The organism is Enterobacter sp. HMSC16D10 (genome assembly GCF_001807145.1).
Classification (GTDB): domain Bacteria; phylum Pseudomonadota; class Gammaproteobacteria; order Enterobacterales; family Enterobacteriaceae; genus Enterobacter; species Enterobacter roggenkampii.
Genome location: NZ_KV787884.1, coordinates 135,998 through 160,172, shown reverse-complemented (window position 1 = coordinate 160,172; position 24,175 = coordinate 135,998). Strand labels below are relative to the sequence as shown.

At 58.0% G+C, this 24,175-nt stretch carries 20 protein-coding genes and 1 pseudogene; 10 read left to right on the top strand and 11 right to left on the bottom strand.

Annotated features, from left to right (window positions below; all coding sequences use genetic code 11):
* The first annotated feature begins 5 nt into the window (after nt 1-5).
* Entirely contained in the window at nt 6-1,994 is a 1,989-nt protein-coding gene (tkt, locus tag HMPREF3143_RS14460; protein ID WP_070533480.1) for a transketolase, read from the top strand.
* Between the two features lie 99 nt (nt 1,995-2,093).
* Here tkt and HMPREF3143_RS14455 read toward each other — a convergent pair whose 3' ends face one another.
* The 3 genes from HMPREF3143_RS14455 to aegA all read right to left on the bottom strand — a co-directional run bounded on the left by HMPREF3143_RS14455 (nt 2,094) and on the right by aegA (nt 5,878).
* A complete protein-coding gene (locus tag HMPREF3143_RS14455; protein ID WP_070533499.1) occupies nt 2,094-3,137 on the bottom strand; it encodes a DUF1176 domain-containing protein in 1,044 nt (347 codons plus the stop codon).
* Between the two features lie 101 nt (nt 3,138-3,238).
* On the bottom strand, nt 3,239-3,832 hold the full coding sequence (gene nudK / locus HMPREF3143_RS14450) for a GDP-mannose pyrophosphatase NudK (RefSeq protein ID WP_025912781.1): 594 nt from the start codon (nt 3,830-3,832) through the stop codon (nt 3,239-3,241).
* A 66-nt stretch (nt 3,833-3,898) separates the two neighbouring features.
* Entirely contained in the window at nt 3,899-5,878 is a 1,980-nt protein-coding gene (aegA, locus tag HMPREF3143_RS14445; RefSeq protein WP_070533477.1) for a formate-dependent uric acid utilization protein AegA, read from the bottom strand.
* Between the two features lie 152 nt (nt 5,879-6,030).
* Here aegA and narQ point away from each other — a divergent pair, with 152 nt between their 5' ends.
* Together narQ and acrD are read left to right on the top strand one after the other, a co-directional pair.
* Entirely contained in the window at nt 6,031-7,725 is a 1,695-nt protein-coding gene (gene narQ, locus HMPREF3143_RS14440) for a nitrate/nitrite two-component system sensor histidine kinase NarQ (RefSeq protein WP_070533497.1), read from the top strand.
* 142 nt (nt 7,726-7,867) lie between these two features.
* The gene (acrD, locus tag HMPREF3143_RS14435) at nt 7,868-10,981 is read left to right on the top strand and encodes a multidrug efflux RND transporter permease AcrD (protein ID WP_070533475.1); all 3,114 of its coding nucleotides are present in this window, start codon (nt 7,868-7,870) and stop codon (nt 10,979-10,981) included.
* A 109-nt stretch (nt 10,982-11,090) separates the two neighbouring features.
* Here the strand turns inward: acrD and ypfM are convergent, their stop codons facing one another.
* Entirely contained in the window at nt 11,091-11,150 is a 60-nt protein-coding gene (gene ypfM / locus HMPREF3143_RS25695; protein ID WP_015572204.1) for a protein YpfM, read from the bottom strand.
* 387 nt (nt 11,151-11,537) lie between these two features.
* On the opposite strand from ypfM, the gene HMPREF3143_RS14430 reads away from it, so the two are divergent.
* The 3 genes from HMPREF3143_RS14430 to HMPREF3143_RS14420 are packed head-to-tail and all read left to right on the top strand — an operon-like array spanning nt 11,538 to nt 13,248.
* The gene (locus HMPREF3143_RS14430) at nt 11,538-11,888 is read left to right on the top strand and encodes an ArsC family reductase (RefSeq protein ID WP_008501625.1); all 351 of its coding nucleotides are present in this window, start codon (nt 11,538-11,540) and stop codon (nt 11,886-11,888) included.
* 10 nt (nt 11,889-11,898) lie between these two features.
* The gene (dapE, locus tag HMPREF3143_RS14425; RefSeq protein WP_008501626.1) at nt 11,899-13,026 is read left to right on the top strand and encodes a succinyl-diaminopimelate desuccinylase; all 1,128 of its coding nucleotides are present in this window, start codon (nt 11,899-11,901) and stop codon (nt 13,024-13,026) included.
* Nucleotides 13,027-13,050: 24 nt separating this feature from the next.
* Nucleotides 13,051-13,248 carry a YpfN family protein gene (locus tag HMPREF3143_RS14420; protein WP_008501627.1) on the top strand — a complete coding sequence of 66 codons (198 nt, stop codon included), beginning with the start codon at nt 13,051-13,053 and terminating at the stop codon, nt 13,246-13,248.
* Between the two features lie 39 nt (nt 13,249-13,287).
* Here HMPREF3143_RS14420 and ypfH read toward each other — a convergent pair whose 3' ends face one another.
* The 6 genes and pseudogenes from ypfH to dapA all read right to left on the bottom strand — a co-directional run bounded on the left by ypfH (nt 13,288) and on the right by dapA (nt 19,746).
* Nucleotides 13,288-13,983, bottom strand: coding sequence for an esterase (ypfH, locus tag HMPREF3143_RS14415; RefSeq protein ID WP_070533473.1), 696 nt, complete (start codon nt 13,981-13,983; stop codon nt 13,288-13,290).
* Between the two features lie 73 nt (nt 13,984-14,056).
* Nucleotides 14,057-16,003: a tRNA(Met) cytidine acetyltransferase TmcA gene (locus HMPREF3143_RS14410; RefSeq protein WP_070533471.1), complete on the bottom strand. Its 1,947-nt coding sequence runs from the start codon at nt 16,001-16,003 to the stop codon at nt 14,057-14,059.
* On the bottom strand, nt 16,003-16,872 hold the full coding sequence (locus tag HMPREF3143_RS14405) for a KPN_02809 family neutral zinc metallopeptidase (protein ID WP_008501630.1): 870 nt from the start codon (nt 16,870-16,872) through the stop codon (nt 16,003-16,005). Before HMPREF3143_RS14405 ends, HMPREF3143_RS14410 begins: the two co-directional genes overlap by 1 nt.
* A gap of 120 nt (nt 16,873-16,992) precedes the next feature.
* Nucleotides 16,993-17,707: pseudogene (gene purC, locus HMPREF3143_RS14400) on the bottom strand (phosphoribosylaminoimidazolesuccinocarboxamide synthase).
* A gap of 109 nt (nt 17,708-17,816) precedes the next feature.
* Entirely contained in the window at nt 17,817-18,851 is a 1,035-nt protein-coding gene (bamC, locus tag HMPREF3143_RS14395) for an outer membrane protein assembly factor BamC (RefSeq protein WP_008501632.1), read from the bottom strand.
* Between the two features lie 16 nt (nt 18,852-18,867).
* On the bottom strand, nt 18,868-19,746 hold the full coding sequence (gene dapA / locus HMPREF3143_RS14390; RefSeq protein WP_008501633.1) for a 4-hydroxy-tetrahydrodipicolinate synthase: 879 nt from the start codon (nt 19,744-19,746) through the stop codon (nt 18,868-18,870).
* Nucleotides 19,747-19,891: 145 nt separating this feature from the next.
* Between dapA and HMPREF3143_RS14385 the strand changes: the two genes are divergently transcribed.
* Both HMPREF3143_RS14385 and bcp read left to right on the top strand, forming a co-directional pair.
* On the top strand, nt 19,892-20,461 hold the full coding sequence (locus HMPREF3143_RS14385; RefSeq protein WP_023325845.1) for a glycine cleavage system transcriptional repressor: 570 nt from the start codon (nt 19,892-19,894) through the stop codon (nt 20,459-20,461).
* Entirely contained in the window at nt 20,461-20,931 is a 471-nt protein-coding gene (gene bcp / locus HMPREF3143_RS14380; RefSeq protein WP_008501635.1) for a thioredoxin-dependent thiol peroxidase, read from the top strand. The genes HMPREF3143_RS14385 and bcp overlap by 1 nt, the downstream gene beginning before the upstream one ends.
* Before the next feature lie 83 nt (nt 20,932-21,014).
* Here bcp and HMPREF3143_RS14375 read toward each other — a convergent pair whose 3' ends face one another.
* The gene (locus HMPREF3143_RS14375) at nt 21,015-22,079 is read right to left on the bottom strand and encodes an AI-2E family transporter (RefSeq protein WP_025912790.1); all 1,065 of its coding nucleotides are present in this window, start codon (nt 22,077-22,079) and stop codon (nt 21,015-21,017) included.
* Nucleotides 22,080-22,300: 221 nt separating this feature from the next.
* Between HMPREF3143_RS14375 and bepA the strand changes: the two genes are divergently transcribed.
* Entirely contained in the window at nt 22,301-23,764 is a 1,464-nt protein-coding gene (bepA, locus tag HMPREF3143_RS14370) for a beta-barrel assembly-enhancing protease (protein ID WP_021241809.1), read from the top strand.
* 18 nt (nt 23,765-23,782) lie between these two features.
* A complete protein-coding gene (gene arsC / locus HMPREF3143_RS14365) occupies nt 23,783-24,139 on the top strand; it encodes an arsenate reductase (glutaredoxin) (protein ID WP_008501638.1) in 357 nt (118 codons plus the stop codon).
* Nucleotides 24,140-24,175 lie beyond the last annotated feature (36 nt).

The window sequence follows — 24,175 nt, the reverse complement described above, 5'->3', positions numbered from 1 at the left end:
GAACTATGTCCCGTAAAGAGCTCGCCAATGCCATCCGCGCCCTCAGCATGGATGCCGTGCAGAAAGCCAATTCTGGCCATCCCGGCGCACCGATGGGCATGGCCGATATTGCCGAAGTCCTGTGGAACGACTTCCTGAAGCACAACCCTAACGATCCCACCTGGTACGACCGTGACCGCTTTATTCTCTCCAACGGCCACGCCTCGATGCTGCTCTACAGCCTGCTGCACCTGTCCGGTTACGATCTGCCGCTTGAGGAGCTGAAAAACTTCCGCCAGCTGCACTCTAAAACCCCGGGTCACCCGGAGATCGGCTATACGCCGGGCGTGGAGACCACCACCGGGCCGCTCGGTCAGGGGCTGGCAAATGCGGTCGGGCTGGCGATTGCCGAGCGTACGCTGGCGGCACAGTTCAACCAGCCGGACCACGAGATTGTCGATCACTACACCTACGTGTTTATGGGTGACGGCTGCCTGATGGAGGGGATTTCCCATGAGGTCTGCTCCCTGGCGGGCACCCTGGGGCTCGGCAAGCTGATTGGCTTCTACGATCACAACGGCATCTCCATCGACGGGGAAACCGAGGGCTGGTTCACCGACGACACGGCAAAACGCTTCGAGGCCTACCACTGGCACGTGGTGCACGAGATCGACGGCCACGATCCTGAGGCGGTGAAAAAAGCGATTCAGGAAGCGCAGAGCGTGAAGGACAAACCGTCCCTGATTATCTGCCGCACGGTTATCGGCTTCGGCTCGCCGAACAAGGCGGGTAAAGAAGAGGCGCACGGCGCGGCGCTGGGTGACGAAGAAGTGGCGCTGACCCGGCAGAAGCTGGGCTGGAAGTACCCGCCGTTTGAAATCCCGAAAGAGATCTACCGGGCGTGGGATGCCCGTGAAGACGGTGAGAAAGCCCAGCAGGCCTGGAACGAGAAATTTGCCGCCTACAAAAAAGCGTACCCGGAACTGGCCGCCGAGTTTTCCCGGCGCATGAGCGGCGGTCTGCCGGAGGACTGGGACGATAAAACCCAGGCGCTGATTGAAAACCTGCAGTCCAACCCGGCAAAAATCGCCACCCGTAAGGCGTCGCAAAACACCCTGAATGCGATTGGCCCTCTCCTTCCTGAGCTGCTGGGCGGCTCGGCGGACCTGGCACCGAGTAACCTGACCATCTGGTCGGGCTCGAAATCGCTGAAGGAGGATATTGCCGGGAACTATATCCACTACGGCGTGCGCGAGTTCGGGATGACCGCGATCGCCAACGGCATCGCCCACCACGGCGGCTTCGTGCCCTACACCGCCACCTTCCTGATGTTCGTCGAGTACGCCCGTAACGCGGCGCGCATGGCAGCGCTGATGAAGGCGCGGCAGATTATGGTCTATACCCACGACTCCATCGGTCTGGGAGAAGACGGCCCCACCCACCAGGCGGTGGAACAGCTGGCGAGCCTGCGTTTAACGCCCAACTTCAGCACCTGGCGCCCCTGCGATCAGGTCGAAGCGGCAGTGGGCTGGAAGCTGGCGGTAGAACGCCATAACGGCCCGACGGCGCTGATCCTGTCACGCCAGAACCTGGCGCAGATTGAGCGCACGCCGGAGCAGGTGAAAAACATTGCCCGCGGGGGCTATATCCTGAAAGACAGCGGCGGCAAGCCGGACGTGATCCTGATTGCGACCGGTTCCGAGGTGGAAATCACGGTGAAAGCGGCGGAAAAACTGACCGCCGAAGGCCACGCGGTGCGCGTGGTGTCCCTGCCCTCAACGGATATCTTTGACGCCCAGGACGAGGCGTACCGGGAATCGGTGCTGCCCTCTAACGTCGCGGCGCGCGTGGCGGTGGAGGCCGGTATTGCCGACTACTGGTACAAGTATGTCGGGCTCAAAGGGGCGATTGTTGGGATGCGGGGCTACGGTGAGTCCGCCCCTGCCGACAAGCTGTTCCCGTACTTTGGCTTTACCGTTGAGAACGTGGTAGAGAAGGCGCTGAGCGTGATTTAGTGCGGTCTGCGTTGCCGGGTGGTGGCGGCTACGCCTTACCCGGCCTACAAAACCACCAAACCGTAGGCCGGGTAAGCGACAGCGCCACCCGGCAAAAAGCTACCGCGTGATCCACAGCGTGGGCCAGGCGTCTGGCCCATTCCAGTTATCACAGCTGGGTTCCTCGGCATAGCGCACCAGGCGGAAACGCTGGCCGTCAAACCGCCAGCGCGTCTGGATCCCACAATCCCCCATACCGCGCCCCAGCGAGAGCGTGGTCAGCTCGCGCGTCTTTTCATCAAAGCTGGCGTTCATCAACTCGATTTCGCTGCTGTCGCTTGACGGCGTAAACGGCAGACGCAGCCTCACGCTGCGGGCAGAGAACGGTTTTTTACGTGACACCAGCCACGCCAGATCGACCGTGTTATAGGCCCCCGCCTCGCAGCTGACGATCAGCAGCGCTTTGTCATCGGTTAACGCGGTGACGCGCACTTCGCGACGGTTAGGATCCAGCGAGCACTGGCTGCTGTTCATCCTGCCGGTACCATAATCCAGCAGATCGTTCAGTTCAGCGTGGGAAAGCGGTGTTGGGGTAGGATTAACGATCGCCACCTTTTTCAGGGCAGGTGCGGGCGGCACGCTTAACGGCGGATCGTCACCTTTCTTGATCCACGCGGTTTCGCTGCCAACGCGCTTTTGCTGGGCATCAATGAACAGCAGCGCGGCTTTCAGACCGGCCAGTGAAATCACCTGCTTACCGCCTCGCAGAGTCAGGGCTTTTCCTTCCTGGATGTTTTTCAGAAAGGCGGTGATGGTGGCCGCATCGTCCGTTTTCAGATGCCAGGGGGTGAGCTGCCAGCGCTGTTTGTCGAGCTTCAGGGGAATATTATCCAGCAGCAGCCGCGGGGCAATATCCGGCTCTTTCACGGAGGGGGTATCAAGACCGCCGAGATCGATACGCAGCGTGGCATCCGTTTTCGCCCCGGCGCTCCGGGTGAGCGTCATGACCAGACCGCGGTGTTCGCCCGTGTTGCGGGCAAGGCAGAAGTTCTGGTTATTGCAGGTCACCTGCCAGTCAGAGAAGGCTTGCTGCGCGGGTGCAGCCCGCACCTGCGGCGCGAGGAGCACACAAAACAGGGAAAATAAAAAGACGCTGTAGCGCATGAATGACACAATCCCGGAACGAAAACGCATAACAGGGCAGTATCTTCGTGTTCCAGCCGGGGTTGCTCAATCGGATTTATCAGATATACCTGAAAAACAGGCTATATCCGTTCGAAAGGGGTGTTCATCAGCCCGGTTGTCTGTAAATACTGCAGCAATATCACCGCCTTACCATCCCTGATTTCGCCTGAACGCACCATCTCCAGCGCTCGGGCAAAAGGAAGCTCCAGCACGTCGATATCTTCATCCTCTACGCCACCGCCCCGGTGCGTGCGCTGTGCGTCGCTGTATTCAGCAATGAAGAAATGGACAATTTCCGTCACGCCGCCCGGGGACATGTACAGCTCGAAGACCTTTTTGACCTCGCCCACTTCAAAGCCGGTCTCTTCGACGGCCTCTTTGCGGATGCAGACTTCCGGCTCATCGTCATCGAGCAGGCCCGCGCAGGTTTCAATCAGACGTCCGTCAGGATTGCCATTGACCCATGTTGCCACCCTGAACTGACGGATCAGCACCACGCTCTGCTTTTCACGGTTATAGAGCAGGATGGTTGCTCCGTTACCACGGTCATAGACCTCGCGCTTGTGGCGGATCACTTCACCGTTGTTACGTGTAAGATCATAGGTGATGTTACGCAGGACAAAGTAGTTTTCAGAGAGAATTTTGTCTTTGATAACGTCAATTTTCAGGGTCATACGGGCTCCACGGCACAATGAGTCGTCCTATACTACGCCGTGAATCCCGCTTTGTCGTCCGCCGGATTAATGATGTTGTGGTACATCCACTCCCAGCCAGTCGAGTATCCCCTGCGCGGCATGACGCCCTTCCGCCATCGCGGTGACGACCAGATCCGCGCCGCGTACCGCATCGCCCCCGGCGAAGATCTGCGGGTTGGTCGTCTGGTAACGATAGCGGCTCTCGACCGAGGCCACGATCCGCCCCCAGTCATCCGTTTCGACACCCTGCGCCTGCAGCCACGGCATCGCGTGCGGATTAAAGCCAAACGCCATGATGACTGCATCCGCGGCCATCACAAACTCGCTGCCCGCCACCGGAACGGGCCGACGACGCCCCTGCGCATCCGGCTCACCGAGCGCGGTACGCAGCATCCGGATACCGTTGACCTTACCGTTCGGATCCAGCCTCAGCTCAACCGGCTGGACGTTAAACTCAAATGACGCCCCCTCTTCTCTGGCGTTCTGCACCTCTTTCTTCGAGCCCGGCATGTTGGGCTCATCCCGACGATAGGCGCAGGTGACCGTCGCCGCGCCGTGATGTAACGCCGTGCGGACGCAGTCCATCGCGGTATCGCCTCCACCCAGCACCACCACGTTCAGGCCACGGGTGTCGATGAACGGCTCGCTGGCCGTCGCCTCCAGCCCCATAACATGCCGCGTGTTGCCCACCAGGAAAGGCAGCGCGTCGTAGACCCCTGGCGCATCCTCGTTCGGGATACCCGCCTTCATCGAACGATAGGTACCCACGCCAATAAACAGGGCGTCGTAATCGCTCTTGAGCTGCGACATCGACACGTCCTGGCCCACCTCGCAGTTCAGCTCGAAGCGGATCCCCATCGCGGTAAAGATCTCTCTGCGCCGGGCGAGCAGCGATTTATCGAGCTTAAATGCCGGGATGCCAAAGGTCAGCAAACCGCCGATCTCCGGATGCCGGTCATAGACCGTCACGCTCACGCCGCGGCGCGCCAGCACGTCGGCGCACGCCAGCCCGGCGGGCCCCGCGCCGACAATCGCGACACGTTTACCTGACGGCGTGACGGCGGACATATCCGGCCGCCAGCCCATCGCCAGCGCCCGATCGGAGATGTAGCGCTCGATGTTACCGATCGTCACGGCCCCCGACGCGTCACGAAGCGTGCAGGCTCCCTCGCATAGCCGGTCCTGCGGGCAGACGCGACCGGTAATTTCAGGTAAACAGTTGGTCTGATGAGAAAGCTCGGCCGCGCCGGTGATATCCCCCGCGTTGAGGCGCTCAATCCACTGCGGGATGTGGTTGTGCAGCGGGCAGGTCCATTCGCAAATGCTGTGCTCTCCGCACTTCAGGCAGCGCGACACCTCGCGGGCGGCCTGTTCGGCCCGGAACGGCAGGTAAATTTCGTTAAAATGGCCCACGCGCTCTGCGCCAGCCAGCTTGTCGGGCTCGCCGCGGGGCGGGGTCGTTTGCATCTGCTGCATTTTGGTACGCGGCGCGTCCACGCTGACGGCCTCGGCACCATGCCAGGGCTGCGCCTCCAGGCAGGCCGTGCGCTGTCGGCGCGATTTCGCCAGGTTTTCCAGCGCGGCGGGCGTCGCCAGGGAGAGGACATCCGCCGGGCAATTTTCGATACAGGCCGGGCCGTGTGGACGCGTCAGACAGAGGTCGCATTTATTCGCCGAGGCCTTCACGCTGCCATTGTTGAGCGGAGTGACGATAATCTCCATCGTGCCAAACGGGCAGGCCACCGCGCAGGCCTTACAGCCGATGCATTTTTGTTGATTCACCTGTACGCTGTCATCGCATTTGCTGATGGCGCCGTTCGGGCAGCTTTGCGCGCAGGGTGCATTTTCGCAATGATGACAGGTCACGGGGTGGCTCTTCTCGCCGGATCTCAGGACCGTGATACGCGGATGAAAATGGCGCTCGCTCACGACATGCTGCTCATCGTTGTGCGCCATCACGCAGGCCACTTCGCAGGCGTGACACCCAATGCACTGCTGGCTGTTAGCCATAATAAAACGATTCATAACCACACCTGTTTTTGGTTCAATAACCTTTCTCTTTATAAGAGTATGGTATTTACGCATCACGGTGCGTTCGGGCAATGTTCAAATGCCTGAAGCGCCCAATTATTTCCAGTGAACCTGTGGCAGATCAATTTTATTCAGAGAGCCGTTCTGTGACCGTTAAACGACCCGTTTCCGGAAGCCTTGCCTGGGCTTTCTTTTCGATCATTGCCCTATCCGTGCTCAGCAGCACCGTCGCGTTGCTGACGCTGGCCAGCAGCCAGCGCGATGCCGAAGCCATCAACATCGCTGGCTCACTGCGCATGCAGAGCTATCGTCTGGGCTACGAGATGCAGCGAAACAGCCCTTCCCTTGCGGCACATCGCGAGAGCTGGCAACAGACGCTCGGCGCGCCTGCCCTGCAGAAGCTGGATCGCTGGTACGTCCCGGACAATGTGAAAGCACGCTATCAGCAGCTGCATGTGGCCTGGCAGGAGATGGATGCGCATATCGCCCGCGGCGACAGCGCGTGGTACCAACGCAATATTGAGGATTTTGTCGGCCGCATTGATGCCTTTGTGCTCGCCCTCCAGCACTACACCGAACATAAAATTCAAACGGTCACCCTGCTCTCGCTGGCTGGCGCACTCGGGATCCTGCTGCTGACGCTGTTTACCCTGCGACGCATCCGTCGCCAGGTGGTGCTGCCGCTGAATAACCTGGTGGCGGCCAGCGAACGCATTGAGCGCGGCGAGTTTGCCACCCCTGCGCCGGATAGCGCCCTGCCGAACGAGCTGGGGCAGCTTTCGCGCGCCTTTAACCACATGTCGGCCGAGCTCGATACGCTCTACCGTTCGCTCGAGGCCTCGGTTGCGGAAAAGACGCGGCACCTGCACGAAGCCCACCAGCAGCTCGACATGCTGTTCAAGTGCTCGCAGGCGCTCAATACCGGCCAGATAGACAGCCACTGTTTCCGGCATATCCTGCAGATTGTCCATGACTATACGCAGATGAATTATCTGGAACTGCGCACCAGCGACGACTGGCGGCTGTGCGAAGGGACGGAGGCTGAGGGTATCCCTCTGCAAAACCTGCCGGTACTGATGCAGGACACGCTCTACGGCGAGCTGCGCTGGCAAAGCGAGGCGGACAGCGTCCCCCTTCCGCTGATGAGAAGCGTGGCGACCATGCTCGGGCGCGGGCTGTACTTTAACCAGGCGCAAAAGCATTACCAGCAGCTGCTGCTGATGGAAGAGCGCGCCACCATTGCCCGCGAGCTGCACGATTCGCTGGCGCAGGTGCTGTCGTATCTGCGCATTCAGCTTGCGCTGCTCAAACGCGCCGTGCCGGAAGAAAATACCCAAGCGCAGGCCATTATCACCGACTTCTCCCGCGAGCTGAACAACGCCTGGCAGCAGCTTCGCGAGCTGCTGACCACCTTCCGCCTGACGCTGAACCATGCGAATTTACCCGCGGCGCTGCAGGAGTCCCTCGACGGGCTGCAGAGCCAGACGCAGGCGAAACTGCATCTCGACTGCCGCCTCTCCTCGCTGGCGCTGGACGCGCAAAAGCAGGTACATTTGCTGCAGATCGTGCGTGAGGCCGTGCTGAACGCCATTAAGCACGCGCAGGCGAGCGAAATCACCGTCAGCTGCGTGACCGCAGCGGACGGTACGCACAGCGTCAGCATTCGCGACAACGGCATCGGGATTGGCGAAGCCAGCGAGCCGCCGGGACATTACGGTCTGAACATTATGCGCGAACGCGCGCAACGGCTTGGAGGAGTGCTGCACTTTTCACAGCCGCAAAACGGCGGCACGCTGGTCAGCGTGACGTTTCCGGCGCCCACGCCGTTAACGGGTAAATAACGGTAAAGAGGGAAGCGCAGGGAAAAGCGCATGATAATTTACACTATCTCCTTTATTTCTCCACGTTTGACCTGGGCCTTACCGCTAAAGTTATGCGGGCAATAAACAATAATGACGTGCAGCAAAACGAGGTCACACTTTCATGGCGAATTTTTTCATCGATCGCCCCATTTTTGCCTGGGTGCTTGCCATCCTGTTGTGTCTGACAGGTGTCCTGGCGATTACTTCACTTCCCGTTGAGCAATACCCCGACCTGGCACCGCCGAACGTGCGCGTCACCGCAAACTACCCCGGCGCGTCCGCTCAGACGCTGGAAAATACCGTGACGCAGGTTATCGAGCAGAACATGACGGGTCTGGATAACCTGATGTACATGTCCTCGCAAAGCAGCGCCACGGGACAGGCGACGGTGACCCTGAGCTTTAAGGCGGGCACCGACCCGGACGAAGCGGTGCAGCAGGTCCAAAACCAGCTGCAGTCGGCGATGCGCAAGCTGCCCCAGGCGGTGCAAAACCAGGGCGTGACCGTGCGTAAAACCGGCGATACCAACATATTGACCATCGCGTTTGTCTCGACAGATGGCTCGATGGATAAACAGGACATCGCGGACTACGTCGCCAGTAATATTCAGGATCCCATCAGCCGTATCAACGGCGTCGGGGATATCGACGCCTACGGCTCACAGTACTCCATGCGTATCTGGCTCGATCCCAACAAGCTGAACAGCTACCAGATGACGGCAACCGACGTGACGGATGCTATCAAAGCCCAGAACGCCCAGATTGCCGTAGGGCAACTGGGGGGAACGCCTTCCGTTGATAAGCAAGCCCTGAACGCCACCATTAATTCGCAATCCCTGCTGCAGACGCCGGACCAGTTCCGCAATATCACCCTGCGCGTGAATCAGGACGGGTCGGAAGTGCGTCTGGGCGATGTCGCCACGGTGGAAATGGGGGCGGAGAAATACGACTACCTGAGCCGCTTTAACGGCAATCAGGCCTCCGGTCTGGGGATTAAGCTGGCCTCCGGCGCGAACGAAATGGCGACGGCAAAACTGGTATTAGACCGTCTGGACGAGCTGTCGCAGTATTTCCCGCACGGGCTGGAGTACAAAGTCGCCTATGAAACCACCTCCTTCGTTAAAGCCTCCATTGAGGACGTGGTGAAGACCCTGCTGGAAGCCATCGCGCTGGTGTTCCTGGTCATGTACCTGTTCCTGCAAAACTTCCGCGCGACGCTGATCCCCACCATTGCCGTCCCCGTCGTGCTGCTGGGGACCTTTGCGGTGCTCTACGCCTTCGGGTACAGCATTAATACCCTGACGATGTTTGCGATGGTGCTGGCGATCGGCCTTCTGGTGGATGATGCCATCGTGGTGGTTGAAAACGTCGAGCGCATCATGAGCGAAGAAGGGCTCTCTCCGCGCCAGGCGACGCGCAAGTCCATGGGGCAAATTCAGGGGGCGCTGGTCGGGATTGCGATGGTGCTGTCGGCCGTCTTTATCCCAATGGCCTTCTTTGGCGGCACCACCGGGGCGATTTATCGCCAGTTCTCGATCACCATCGTCTCGGCGATGGTGCTCTCCGTGCTGGTCGCGCTGATCCTCACCCCCGCGCTGTGCGCCACCATTCTGAAACCGCTGCACAAAGGGGAGCATCACGGGCAGAAAGGGTTCTTCGGCTGGTTTAACCGGATGTTCAACCGCAACGCCGCGCGCTATGAATCTGCCGTGGGTCGCGTACTGCACCGCAGCCTGCGCTGGATGATGATTTACGTTGTGCTGCTGGGCGGGATGGTGTGGCTGTTCCTGCACCTGCCCACCTCGTTCCTGCCGATGGAAGATCGGGGTATGTTCACCACCTCGGTGCAGCTTCCGAGCGGCGCAACGCAGCAGCAGACGCTGAAAGTGGTGCAGAAAGTGGAGCAGTATTTCTTCACCAAAGAGAAAGATAACGTTGTCTCGGTCTTCTCCACCGTCGGTTCCGGCCCGGGCGGAAACGGGCAGAACGTTGCCCGCATGTTTGTCCGCCTGAAGGACTGGGACGAGCGCGATGCCCGGACGGGCACCTCGTTTGCCATCATTGAACGTGCGACAAAAGCCTTTGCGCACATCAAAGAAGCGCGCGTCTTTGCCAGCAGCCCGCCGGCGATAAGCGGCCTGGGCAGTTCTGCCGGGTTCGATATGGAGCTGCAGGATCACGCCGGGGCGGGCCACACGGCGCTGATGGCGGCACGCGATAAGCTGTTAGCGCTGGCAGGCAACGATCCCGGCCTGACCCGCGTTCGCCATAACGGCCTCGACGACAGCCCGCAGCTTCAGGTTGATATCGATCAGCGTAAGGCGCAGGCGCTGGGTGTGTCGATCAACGATATCAACGACACCCTGCAAACGGCGTGGGGGTCGAGCTATGTGAATGACTTTATGGATCGCGGCCGCGTGAAAAAAGTGTATGTCCAGTCCGCCGCGCCGTTCCGCATGCTGCCGGATGATATTAACCGCTGGTTTGTCAGAAATAATGCTGGCGGCATGGTGCCGTTCTCTGCCTTTGCGACTTCGCACTGGGAGAGCGGATCGCCACGCCTGGAACGCTATAACGGCTACTCTGCGGTTGAAATCGTCGGGGAAGCCGCGCCGGGCGTCAGCACCGGTACCGCCATGGACACCATGGAAAAACTGGTGCAACAGCTGCCCGCCGGTTTTGGTCTCGAGTGGACGGCCATGTCTTACCAGGAGCGTCTCTCCGGGGCGCAGGCCCCCGCCCTTTACGCGCTCTCTCTGCTGGTGGTCTTCCTCTGCCTTGCCGCCCTGTATGAGAGCTGGTCGGTCCCGTTCTCGGTCATGCTGGTCGTGCCCCTTGGGGTTATCGGTGCGCTGCTGGCGACCTGGATGCGCGGCCTGGAGAACGATGTCTACTTCCAGGTGGGCCTGCTCACCGTCATTGGGCTGTCGGCGAAAAACGCCATTCTGATCGTTGAGTTTGCCAACGAGATGAATGCCAAAGGCCACGAGCTGATGGCCGCCACGCTGCACGCCTGCCGTCAGCGCCTGCGTCCGATTCTGATGACGTCGCTGGCGTTTGTCTTTGGTGTTCTGCCAATGGCAACCAGTACGGGTGCAGGCTCCAGCAGCCAGCATGCGGTCGGGACGGGGGTGATGGGCGGCATGATTTCGGCCACCATTCTGGCCATTTACTTCGTTCCGCTGTTCTTTGTGCTGGTGCGTCGCCGCTTCCCGCTGAAGGAACGTCCTGAGTAAGTGGTTGAAATAAAAAAAGGCGGCTTTATCGGCCGCCTTTTTATTGTGTGATTAATTCACACTATGGTTATTTTACTTATTTTAGTGCTCTTGCAATTCTTACTGAATGTCATTTACGAAGCATGCCTTCGATAAAATCTTTCCAGTTCCCCAGTTCACGTTCAATCATAACAACCTCTCTTATTATTATGCGCATTCTACAAAAACGTACCATCATTGTGAAGACTATTTAACCAATTGCTGTGATTGTACCCCACGTCCTGCGGGGATTTATGATAAATATGAACGGAGAGACCTCAATTTTTTGTGACGGCCAGCAATATTTTGAAATAACCCTACGGACGGGTGAGTTTTATTTTATTGGCTGACTTTATTGGGTTTTTAAAGTTTATGGACATCTATGCTTAAATGATGAAAGAATATTCAGCGTACAGTTGTGAGTCGAATTAAGAAGACACATTAATCCAGACGATTCCTGAATGTGTTATATTCCACTTAAGGATATATCTTCGAATTTACTGAACATTTAATTATCAGAACATCAAAAGGATTCACCATGGTTGTGATGTACGGCATTAAAAATTGCGACACCATCAAAAAAGCCCGCCGCTGGCTGGACGCTAACAGCGTGGAGTACCGCTTCCACGATTACCGTGCCGACGGGCTCGATGCAGAATTTCTGCATAGCGCTATCCGCGAACTGGGTTGGGAAGCCCTGCTGAACACCCGCGGCACCACCTGGCGTAAACTGGACGACTCACTGCGCGCCAGCATCACCGATGCCGACAGCGCGGCAAAACTGATGCTCGAGATGCCGGCAATTATCAAACGCCCATTGCTCTGCGCGCCAGGGCAGCCTATGCTGCTGGGTTTCAGTGAAACCCTTTATTCCGACTTTTTTCGTTGAGGTGTAGTTTATGTCATGCCCGGTCATTGAGCTGACTCAGCAGCTTATTCGCCGTCCTTCCCTTAGCCCGGACGACGCAGGTTGTCAGGCTCTTATGATTGAACGCCTGCGTGCCATCGGTTTTACCGTTGAACGCATGGACTTTGGCGATACCCAGAACTTCTGGGCGTGGCGCGGACAGGGCGAAACGCTTGCCTTCGCCGGGCATACTGACGTCGTTCCCGCCGGTGACGCGGATCGCTGGATTAACCCGCCGTTTGAGCCGACCATTCGCGATGGCATGCTGTTTGGCCGCGGCGCGGCAGACATGAAAGGCTCTCTGGCGGCGATGGTCGTGGCGGCAGAGCGCTTTGTGGCGCAGCATCCGAACCACAAAAACCGCCTCGCGTTTTTGATCACCTCCGACGAAGAAGCCAGCGCGCACAACGGCACCGTGAAGGTCGTCGAAGCGCTGATGGCCCGCAACGAGCGTCTCGACTACTGCCTGGTCGGTGAGCCGTCCAGTACCGAAGTGGTGGGTGACGTCGTCAAAAACGGTCGCCGTGGCTCGCTGACCTGTAACCTGACCATTCACGGCGTTCAGGGGCACGTTGCGTATCCGCATCTGGCCGATAACCCGGTCCACCGCGCCGCGCCAATGCTGAGCGAGCTGGTGGCGATTGAGTGGGATAAGGGCAACGAGTTCTTCCCGCCGACCAGCATGCAGATTGCGAACGTCAAGGCCGGGACCGGCAGCAATAACGTGATCCCGGGGGATTACGTCGTCCAGTTCAACTTCCGCTTCAGCACGGAACTGACCGATGAGATGATCAAGGCGCGCGTTATCGCCCTGCTGGAAAAATATCAGCTGCGTTACACCGTGGAGTGGTGGCTTTCCGGCCAGCCGTTCCTGACGCAGCGCGGTAAACTGGTGGATGCGGTGGTGAACGCCATCGAGCACTATAATGAAATTAAGCCACAGCTGCTGACAACGGGTGGTACCTCAGACGGACGCTTTATCGCCCGTATGGGTGCTCAGGTTGTCGAACTGGGGCCAGTGAACGCAACCATTCATAAAATAAATGAGTGTGTCAATGCGGCAGATTTACAACTGCTGGCCCGTATGTATCAACGTATTATGGAGCAAATCGTCGCCTGACGAACGCTCTGAGAGGAATAGCGAATGGATTGGCTTTCAAAGTACTGGTGGGTTCTGGTGTTGGTTTTTCTGGTCGGCGTATTGCTGAACGTGATTAAAGACCTTAAGCGCGTGGACCATAAAAAATTTCTCGCCAACAAGCCGGATCTTCCCCCGCACCGTGATTTCAACGACAAGTGGGACGATGACGACGACTGGCCGAAGAAGGATCAGAAGAAGTAATCGATCCGATTCCCCCTCTCCATGGGAGAGGGGGAAGAATCACATAAACTCAACAATATCATCGTCATCCGGCTTACCGCCGCTGAGTGCTTCATCAAAGTAGTGCTTCGGTACGGTATAGCGCAGATGGTCAAGCGCAAACTGCATGCTGCGGTCGTCAATGGCGTGGCCCAGATCGTCAACGATATCAAGCGTCACATCCCCACCCTCACGCATCAGCGCTTCCTGGGCAGCAACCGCATGCGAGAGCTCAATCACCCGGTCTTCACCGCCGTGGATTAAGTGGATCGTGGTCTGCGTGGTTGCGCTTGTCGGTAACGTCGCAAAACGGCCGTTAAACGCGATCACCCGTGAAACCAGACCCGGCTGTGCCTTTACGCTTTCCAGCGACATGATTGACCCCTGCGAGAAGCCAATCAGCGCGGTCGCTTCGGCTCCTACGCCGCTCTGCTGCTGCCAGTAGCGGATGACGTCGATAAAGGTCGGCATGATGGCGTCGATACGCGCCTGACGGTTCTCTTCCGTCACGCCCTGAACCGAGAACCACTGGCGCCCGTTCGGGCCGCATGGCTCTACGCCGCCGATGCTGACAATCAGCGCTTCCGGGAAAACGGGCGCAAACCAGCTGCCAATCTGCCCCATATTGACGGCATTATCGCCAACCCCATGAAACAGAAGCAGTAACTGTTTAGCCGGTTTGTCAGGGCTTTGAACAACAAAATGGTCATGTTTCATGGTGGTCTCCTTAATAGATGACCTGGATTCTACGCCTCCCGGCGGGAATGACCATGCCACTTTACTGAAGAAGTCATTGAAAAAATTGCCATTGCAAAATGGCTTCCTTCAACTGCTGGCAGCGCGGATAATCAAGGCTTTCAAGCGCTTGCGCGGTTTCAGAGCGCAGCTTTGCCAGCAACGCTTTTCGCCCGAGCTCATCCGTTTTCCCTGCTAGTTTCCCCCGCAGGGCCGGAAGCGGCATATCAACGGTGAGCAACAACCGCGTCAGCGCGGCAACCGAGGTTGAAAACGCGCGATGGGCAAAAGCAAACCCCGCCAGCTCCCGCCAGTCATCACTATTAAGGGTAGCTTCCCAGCCGTCGTCCACCGGGATCTTTTCACCGTTCCAGGCCGACAGGACGCGCATATCCCGGCATAAACGGTGATGTTCCTGCGCGCACAGCCGACGCCCGGCCTCGCTCAGCGGCAGCAGCGCCATCGCCGTGTAGCAGCCGCTGCTGGCTTCCCGATGGCTCCCCATCCGCACCAGCACAAACCCGCACCGCTGCCAGAAACGCCACAGCTCGTCGGTATAACCAAAACTCACCGACAGATAATCTTCCCCGCTGGCGCTAAGGATAAGCCGTTGCCCGATGCCTTCCCGCTGGCGCAGGGGGTGAACCGCAATGCGGCTAACCCGTCGCCCTTTCAGCGTCGCCGCGAGCGGAGAGCCGCCGTGCGCCGCCAGCGACTGCGCCACGAGATTCCCGCGTGGACGCCGGTATCCCGCCCACACGGCGCGGCTAAGTTCCGGTGACAACCCGCCCTCTTCCACCAGCCAGAGCGCGCCTGCAATATCAGCCCCCGTCTCTGCAACAGCAAAGTGCTGGCCGGGCGCGTCCATCATCCGGCGTAAATCGAGTGGTGACGTGCGGTAGTGTGCAGCACACAGCAGTTCATAAACGCTTGCCGCGCGTGCCGGGTCGCTCTCCCACATCCGCGGCGCCAGCGGCGTTATACGAACCTCACCTTCCGGTTTGCGATCGATAAGCGCATCATCAAATAACAGAGCATTTGCCACGAACCGCTCAAGCGGACATCCGGCGGCCCAGCGAATGGGGGTCGATAAGGCATAATGCCGCAGTCCGCTGAAACGGGCGCAGAACTTCAGCAGGAATCCCCTGCCCGTCCCTTCATAGCCCTGCACCGTGGTGGTTAATAATACGCGCGAAAAGCGCGTCACCAGCTTCTCCAGCAGCGGGCCCGGGATGGCAGCCGCTTCATCGACAATCAGCCAGTCGGCCTGCAGCGTGGAGGCCAGCAGCGCATCCGGGGCCATAAAGTGGAAATGCTCGCCCGCAAAGCGCGCAATGACATCCGTTGCCCCTTTAGCCGGTGCCGTGACCACCGCACTCCCCTGAATGCTATTGAGCAGCATCCCCGCCAGCGCTGACTTTCCTCGCCCGCGCGGTGCCGTTACGGCAGCGATGCCCGCAGGCATGGTCAGAAGCGCGTCGAGGATCTCCGCCTGCTCGCGCTGCGGTGCGCCGCTGGCAGGCTGCCAGGCGGGTAAATCCGGCGCAACGGGAACGGACAAAGGACGATGCTGTTGCCAGACAATCGCATCCGAATCGGCGGCAAGCGTCCGGCAGAAGTGGTGCACAAAGTGTGGAGTGGCGATCGGCTCCGCGCTGTCGCTCCAGCGCAAAGAATCGCTGTCTGGCCTGTCGGCCCAGTCAGCAAGCGGAGGAACCAGCAGCACCAGGAGGCTTCCGGCGCGCAGCGTCCCGCTGAGCGCGGCGAAGGCTGAGACGTCAAACCCGGCGCGCGCGTCAAAAACGGCGTGAAGGTATTCGCGTCCCAGCAGTCCGCTGAGGGTTTTTGAGGGATTGTCATCCAGCCACAGCCAGTCTCCCGGCAGGGCATTACGCAGGTCAGTCGCCTGACTCAACGTCCACTGCGCCTCACCGCTGAGCACCACCAGCCGACGATGGCCGGTGCGCTCAAGCTCGCGTATCAGCTGTTCAAACGCCAGCATTACATCGCTTTGCCGAAGGTATTACACTGCGCCGGGTCGCCGCTGTCGAAACCGCGTTTAAACCAGCTGTAGCGCTGCTGCGAAGTACCGTGAGTGAAGCTGTCCGGCACGACGCGCCCCTGGCTCTGCTGCTGAAGACGGTCGTCACCGATCGCCTGAGCGGCATTCAGCGCCTCCTCAAGATCGCCGGATTCCAGCACGCCCTGCTGCTGCATGCTGTGGCCCCAGACGCCCGCGAAGCAGTCCGCCTGCAGCTCCATTTTAACGGACAGGCGGTTCACGTCAGCCTGCGACGCATTTTGCTGCAGCTGGCGCACTTTTGGCTCAATCCCCAGCAGCTTTTGCACGTGATGGCCGACTTCATGCGCGATCACGTAGCCCTGGGCAAAATCGCCGTCAGCGCCAAGCTTGCGTTTCATGTCATCGTAAAAGGAGAGATCGATATAGACGGTGCCGTCCGCCGGGCAGTAGAACGGCCCCATCACGGACTGTCCGGTGCCGCATCCGGTGCGGGTTGCGCCCCGGTACATCACCAGCTTCGGCTGCTGGTAGGTACGCCCCATCTTCTCAAACAGCTGACCCCAGGTGTCTTCCGTTGTGGCGAGGATCACGGAGGTAAATTTGGCCGCTTCATCTTCATTCGGGCTGATGGAGCGCTGAGAATGCTGCTGCTGTTGCAGCGGCTGACCGGTCATTAACCCGGTGAGATCGACGCCGTAATAGCCCGCGACCAGCACCACTATCAGCAGAATGATACCGCCCTTGCCGCTGGGTAAGCGGAAGCCGGGTCCGCCCATGGAAGGACCGCCGCCGCCATCACTGCGTCTGTCTTCTACATTGTCACTTTCACGACGCCCTTGCCAGCGCATAACCACCTCTAACTATTCCATTTATAATAGCTATGATCGTAGGCGGTTAACGGCAAGATTACCATAGGAAACAAAGGTAAGACGCCAAAGGATGCGAACATCCTTTGGCAAGTGAGGGAGTTAGTCGAGCTTAACGCCTAAACGGTGAGCAACCGCTTCGTACGCTTCAATCAGGCCACCCAGGCTCTGACGGAAGCGGTCTTTGTCCATTTTATCCAGGGTTTCTTTGTCCCACAGGCGGCTACCGTCCGGGTGAGAACTCATCGCCCAGCACCACTTCGCCTTTGAACAGACCAAACTCCAGCTTAAAGTCGACGAGGATCAGGCCCGCGTCATCAAACAATTTTTTCAGCACGTCGTTGGCTTTGTAGGTCAGCTCTTTCATGCGCGCCAGGTTCTCTTTGTTCACCCAGCCGAAGGTTTCGCAGTAGGAATCATTGACCATCGGGTCGTGCATGGCGTCGTTTTTCAGGAACAGATCGAACAGCGGTGGATTAAGTTCGATACCTTCTTCAATGCCCAGACGCTTCACCAGGGAGCCCGCCGCGCGGTTACGAATAACGCACTCAACCGGAACCATATCCAGTTTTTTCACCAGACATTCCGTATCGGACAGCAACGCTTCCATCTGAGTCGGGATACCCGCTTCGGCCAGTTTGGTCATAATGAAGTGGTTGAACTTGTTGTTCACCATGCCTTTACGATCGAACTGCTCAATGCGCGCGCCATCCCCTGCTGACGTATCATTGCGGAACTCGAGCACCAACAGATCCGGGTTTTCCGTGCTGTATACGGTCTTCGCTTTGCCACGATACAACTCAGCTTGCTTCTGCATCTTCATTACTCCTGGTGTGATGATTTGTGTTCAAAACTGGGGATATTATGCCACGCACACGTTTGCGTAGCACGAAAATAAAAAGGGCTGGATTCACCAGCCCTCGTATTTATTTGCTGAATGCTGCCTGGAAGACAGCGACCAGCGCATCGTTCTGCGACTGGGTCAGCGTGTGACCTTTTGGATCGATAAACTGCAGGCTACTGCGGTTATCAAGGTCACCGACCTGAATCTTGTAGTCACCGGAGGCAAGCTGAGGATCTTTCGCGCCCAGTTCCTGCCACGCGCTGTCGGAGAGCGGCTTATAGGTTGCCGTCATGCTGCCGGTTGAGCGGGTGCTGTCGGTCACTTTCATGCCCACTTTTTCCAGCGTCGCTGGCAGACGCTGCCAGGTCTGGTTAAACGGTGCACGCACCACCAGCATTGGCAGGCCGGTATCATCCGCGCCGCTCTGGACATCGAAGGTCACACCGTTGCGGCTCTGCGCGGCGTTGGCAGCATCGGTCGCGTTTTTATCCAGGCCTGCGGCAATCACGTTCAGCATTTCGGTGCTGTAACGCTGCAGGGATGCGGCATCCGCAACCGGTTTACCCGCCTGCTCCAGGTTCAACAGCTTAACGTTAACCGCCTGCTGATAACCCTGTGGTTTAACGGAGACTTGATAACGACCGCGGTACTGCTGGTCTTCATCCAGACGGTTCCATTCGATCCAGTCGGTGGTTAACGTCTGGCTGGCATCATCGCGTTTATCGATGGTGTAGTTCTTCGCCTGAATGACGCTGACAACCTGCGGCCACAGGGTGCTACCGCGCGCGCTCTCAACCATCAGAGACGCCGTATCACCGGTGAACTGGGTACGCGCCCCGCTCACCAGCGCCAGAGGCTGTGCTGGTGGACGAATATCAAGCGCTTTACCGACCAGGCCGCTGCCGTTGGTCACGGGAATATTATAATCGCCGTTCTGAATCGGCAGGATCATACCAGCCGGTGCGTGAAGTTCAGCAAGCGGGGTCGCATCCAGATAGGATTCATCACCGCTCACCTGGCGCTTGTAGCGCGAGTCTGAACTACAGGCAGCGAGCAGCATAACAAGCGAAACACTCGCAACCTTCGCCAGGCGCGACTTCTGTACTGAATAAGCCATCAAATCTCCCTAAACTTTACAGCAAACCGGCATGCTTCAGCGCTGCCCTGACGATATCACGACCGTGGTCGGTAATCGGTGTCATTGGCAGACGCAGCGTGTCGGTTGCTACAAGCCCCAACTCCTTACATGCCCATTTCACTGGGATCGGATTGGGTTCGACAAATAATTTATTGTGCAGCGGCATCAGACGCTGATTTATGACACGCGCTTCATCAAAGTGACCGGCCGCGGCCAGTTTGCACATTTCAGCCATATCGCGCGCCGCAACGTTTGCCGTTACGGAGATCACGCCATGGCCACCGAGCTGCATAAAGTCCAGCGCGGTCGCATCATCACCGCTCAACAGGATAAAGTCGTCTGAAACCAGCTCTTTGATCTGATGAACGCGGCTTAAGTTCCCTGTCGCCTCTTTAATACCGATAATATTTTTGACTTCCGAGAGACGACCAACGGTTTCCGGCAGCATATCGCAACCGGTACGGGACGGCACATTATACAGAATTTGTGGCAAGTCAGTATGTTCAGCGATGGCTTTGAAGTGCTGGAACAAACCTTCCTGAGTAGGACGGTTGTAGTAAGGGGTCACCGTCAGACAGCCGACAATGCCGCTGTCGTTAAAACGTTTAGTCAGGCTGATCGCTTCTGCGGTGGCATTCGCGCCTGTGCCCGCGATGACCGGAATACGTCCGTCAGCCAGTTCCAGGGTCAGCATAACCACATCGCCGTGCTCGTCGTGGCTCAGCGTTGCAGATTCACCGGTAGTCCCTACCGAAACGATCGCCGAGGTTCCATTGGCGACATGGTAATCAATCAGCTTCTTCATGCTAGACCGGCAGACGTTACCTTTTTCATCCATCGGTGTTACAAGCGCGACAATACTTCCCGTGAACATGAGCCATCCTCTGTGCGAACAAGAGTCTCAATGGTACGTTTGGAACTGTAATAAAAGCAAGCGACCTGAGGCCCTCAGGCGGTTGTATGCATGTTTTTTTTATGCTTTCCTTAGGAAGACTTAACCATGCAAAGGAAGAACAGGTTTGACAACCTCATCACAACATTACCTGGTTATCACTGCGCTGGGTGCCGACAGGCCGGGTATCGTGAACACCATCACCCGCCACGTAAGCAGTTGCGGCTGTAATATTGAAGACAGCCGTTTGGCCATGCTCGGCGAAGAGTTCACATTCATTATGTTGCTTTCAGGGACATGGAACGCCATCACGTTGATTGAATCGACCCTGCCGCTGAAAGGTGCCGAGCTGGACTTGCTGATCGTCATGAAGCGCACCACCGCGCGCCCTCGCCCGGCCATGCCTTCTACCGTCTGGGTGCAGGTTGAAGTGCCTGATTCTCCACATCTGATTGAGCGCTTCACCGCGCTGTTTGACAGCCATCAGATGAACATCGCCGAGCTCGTTTCCCGCACACAGCCGGGCGACGCAAGCACGGTTCCCACGCTCTTTATTCAAATTACCGCGCACAGTCCTGCGTCACAGGATGCGTCAAATATCGAGCAAGCGTTCAAAGCCCTCTGTACAGAATTAAACGCGCAGGGCAGTATAAGCGTCGTCAATTATTCGCAGCACGAACAGGATGGAGTTGAGTAATGAATCCACTGAAAGCCGGTGACATCGCACCGAAATTTAGCTTACCGGATCAAGACGGCGAGCAAGTAAATTTGACCGACTTCCAGGGACAGCGTGTTCTGGTCTATTTCTACCCGAAAGCCATGACCCCCGGCTGCACCGTACAGGCCTGCGGCTTACGCGATAACATGGATGAGTTGAAAAAAGTCGGCGTGGAAGTGCTGGGTATCAGCACCGATAAACCAGAAAAGCTGTCACGATTTGCTGAAAAAGAGCTGCTGAACTTCACGCTGCTTTCTGACGAAGATCATCAGGTATGCGAGCAGTTCGGCGTCTGGGGCGAGAAGACGTTTATGGGTAAAACCTACGACGGTATTCACCGCATCAGCTTCCTGATTGACGCCGACGGTAAAGTTGAACACGTGTTTGACGACTTCAAAACCAGCAACCACCACGACGTGGTGTTGAACTGGCTGAAAGAAAGTGCCTGAAAGTGAGTGTCGGGTGGCGGCTTCGCCTTACCCGACCTACAAGGATAAATAGGCCGGGTAAGCGCAGCGCCACCCGGCAAAACTTACTGCTCTTCTACCGCCGGCACATCCGGCCACGCGTGGACGACCGCTTTAATCAGCGTCGCCAGCGGAATGGCGAAGAACACGCCCCAGAATCCCCACAGCCCGCCGAAAATCACCACCGATAAGATAATCACCAGCGGATGCAGGTTCACCGCTTCGGAGAACAGCACCGGTACAAGCAGGTTACCGTCCAGCCCCTGAATAATCAGATACACCGCGAAGCAGCTCCAGAACTCGGTACCCAGCCCAAACTGGAACAACGCCACGCCAACCACCGGAATGGTCACCACAAACGCGCCGATGTAGGGGATCAAAACCGAAAATCCGACCAGCACGGCCAGCAGCAGCGAGTAGTTCAGGCCGAAAATCAGGAAGCCAATCCAGGTGGCGCCCCCCACCACAATCATCTCCAGCACCTTGCCGCGTATGTAGTTGGTGATCTGCTGGTTCATCTCTTCCCAGACCTGCCCCGCCAGCCCGCGGTTGCGCGGCAGAATACGGCGTACGGCGTTGAGCATCTGGTCTTTATCTTTCACCAGGAAGAAGACCATCAGCGGCACCAGCACGAGGTAGACCGCCAGCGTCAGCAGTCCGACCAGGGACGCCAGAGAGTACTTCACCACCGAATCGCCCATCGTCATGATGCGGGCGCGCATATTTTCGGCCATCGCGTCGATAATCCCGGCATCCATCAGCGCAGGATAACGGCGCGGCAGCGTGGCGGCGAAATCAGAAAGCTTATTCAGCATGCCGGGCATATCGCGGATCAGGTTAATTCCCTGTTGCCAGGCTACCGGCATCACCACAAAGGCCATCAACAGCAGGATGCCGACAAACAGCACCAGCACGATGCTGGTCGCCCAGCGGCGGGAACACCCAATATTTTCCAGGCGCGCCGTTGGCCACTCCAGCAGGTACGCCAGCACAATCGCTACCAGCAGAGGGGCGAGCAGGCCGCTGAAGAAGAACAGGATACCGAACCCGGCGACCAGAATAACCAACAAAGCAATGGCTTCCGGGTCGCTGAACCGACGCCGGTACCACTGCATTAACATTTCGAGCATACAACCCTTCCCTGAATCGAATGGCGGGAGTGAGACGGTGAATTGTATCTAACTGTCACAAAAAAGACTTTCGCTTTTTGTATCCCGATCGCAATCCGCAAAAGCCTGATGAATGGGATTTTCTTCATGCTACAACACGGCTACACTCGCAGGGCAGCAGAGATGAACGATATGCCGGTTCATCGGTCAAACTAGCACATCTAACATACAGGACAGTGGTTATGTTCAGGCAGTTGAGAAAAACACTGGTTGCAACACTGATTGCCGCGGTGACGGTCGGTCAGGTGTTGCCCGCTTTTGCTGACTCGTCCGATACATTGCCGGACATGGGCACCACGGCAGGAAGCACGCTATCTATTGGGCAAGAGATGCAAATGGGCGACTACTATGTTCGCCAGCTGCGCGGCAGCGCCCCGCTGATTAACGACCCTTTGCTGGTACAGTACATAAACGGGCTGGGAATGCGCCTGGTAGCGCACGCCGACTCGGTAAAAACCCCCTTCCATTTCTATTTAATCAATAATGACGAAATCAACGCCTTCGCCTTCTTTGGCGGTAACGTGGTGCTGCATTCGGCGTTATTCCGTTATTCGGACAACGAAAGCCAGCTGGCCTCGGTCATGGCGCACGAAATTTCGCACGTCACCCAGCGGCACCTGGCGCGTGCGATGGAAGACCAGAAACGTAACGCTCCCCTCACCTGGGTGGGCGCACTGGGTTCCATTCTGCTGGCGATGGCCAGCCCGCAGGCCGGGATGGCGGCGCTGACCGGTACGCTGGCCGGGACGCGCCAGGGGATGATCAGCTTTACCCAACAAAACGAGCAGGAAGCGGACCGTATCGGCATCCAGGTGTTACAGCGCTCAGGCTTTGACCCGCAGGCCATGCCGAGCTTCCTCGAAAAACTGCTCGATCAGGCGCGTTATTCTTCCCGTCCACCGGAAATTTTGCTCACGCACCCGCTGCCTGAAAGCCGTCTGTCGGACGCGCGTAACCGTGCCAACCAGATGCGCCCGGTCGTGGTCCAGTCTTCGCAGGATTTCTACATGGCGAAAGTGAGAACGCTGGGGATGTACAATTCCGGGCGTAACCAGCTCACCAGCGACCTGCTGGATGCCCTGGCGAAAGGCAACGTGCGTGAGAAAAACGCCGCGCAGTATGGTCAGGCGCTCCAGGCGATGGAAGCCAGCAAATACGACGAGGCGCGTAAAGCGCTGCAACCGCTTCTGGCTGCCGACCCGAACAACCCGTGGTACCTCGATCTGTCGACGGATATCGATCTGGGGCAGAAGAAGCCTGCCGATGCGATTAACCGCCTGAAAGGGGCGAAAGACGTCCGCACCAACCCGGTGCTGCAGCTTAACCTGGCGAACGCTTACCTGCAGGGCGGCCAGCCGGGTGAAGCGGCGACCATCCTGAACCGTTACACCTTTAACAATAAAGACGATCAAAACGGCTGGGATCTGCTCGCTCAGGCGGAAGCCCAGCTTGGCAACCGCGACCAGGAGCTCGCGGCGCGTGCCGAAGGCTTTGCCCTGGTGGGCCGCCTCGATCAGGCCATTTCCGCGCTCAGCAGCGCCAGCTCGCAGGTCAAACTCGGCAGCCTCCAGCAGGCCCGATACGACGCGCGTATCGATCAGCTTCGCGGCCTGCAGCAGCGCTTCAAGCCGTACGAGAAGATGTAATCAAGGAGAATTCACGTCATGACAGACGCCGTAAAAATTTATCACAACCCGCGCTGCTCCAAGAGCCGCGATACCCTGAGCCTGTTGAAGTCTAACGGCGTGGAGCCGGAGGTGGTGCTGTACCTCGACACCCCACCGGACGCGCAAACCCTCCGCCAGCTGCTGCATATGCTGGGCATGGGCAGTGCACGGGATCTGATGCGCAAGAAAGAAGATCTGTATACGTCGCTTAACCTGAATGACGACCGTCTCTCCGAGGATCGGCTGATACAGGCGATGGTTGAAAATCCAAAGCTGATTGAGCGCCCGATTGTGGTGGCGAACGGCCAGGCGCGCATTGGACGCCCGCCGGAAGACGTGCTCGAGATCCTCTGATGGTTTCGCCCGGTGGCGCTGCGCTTACCGGGCCTA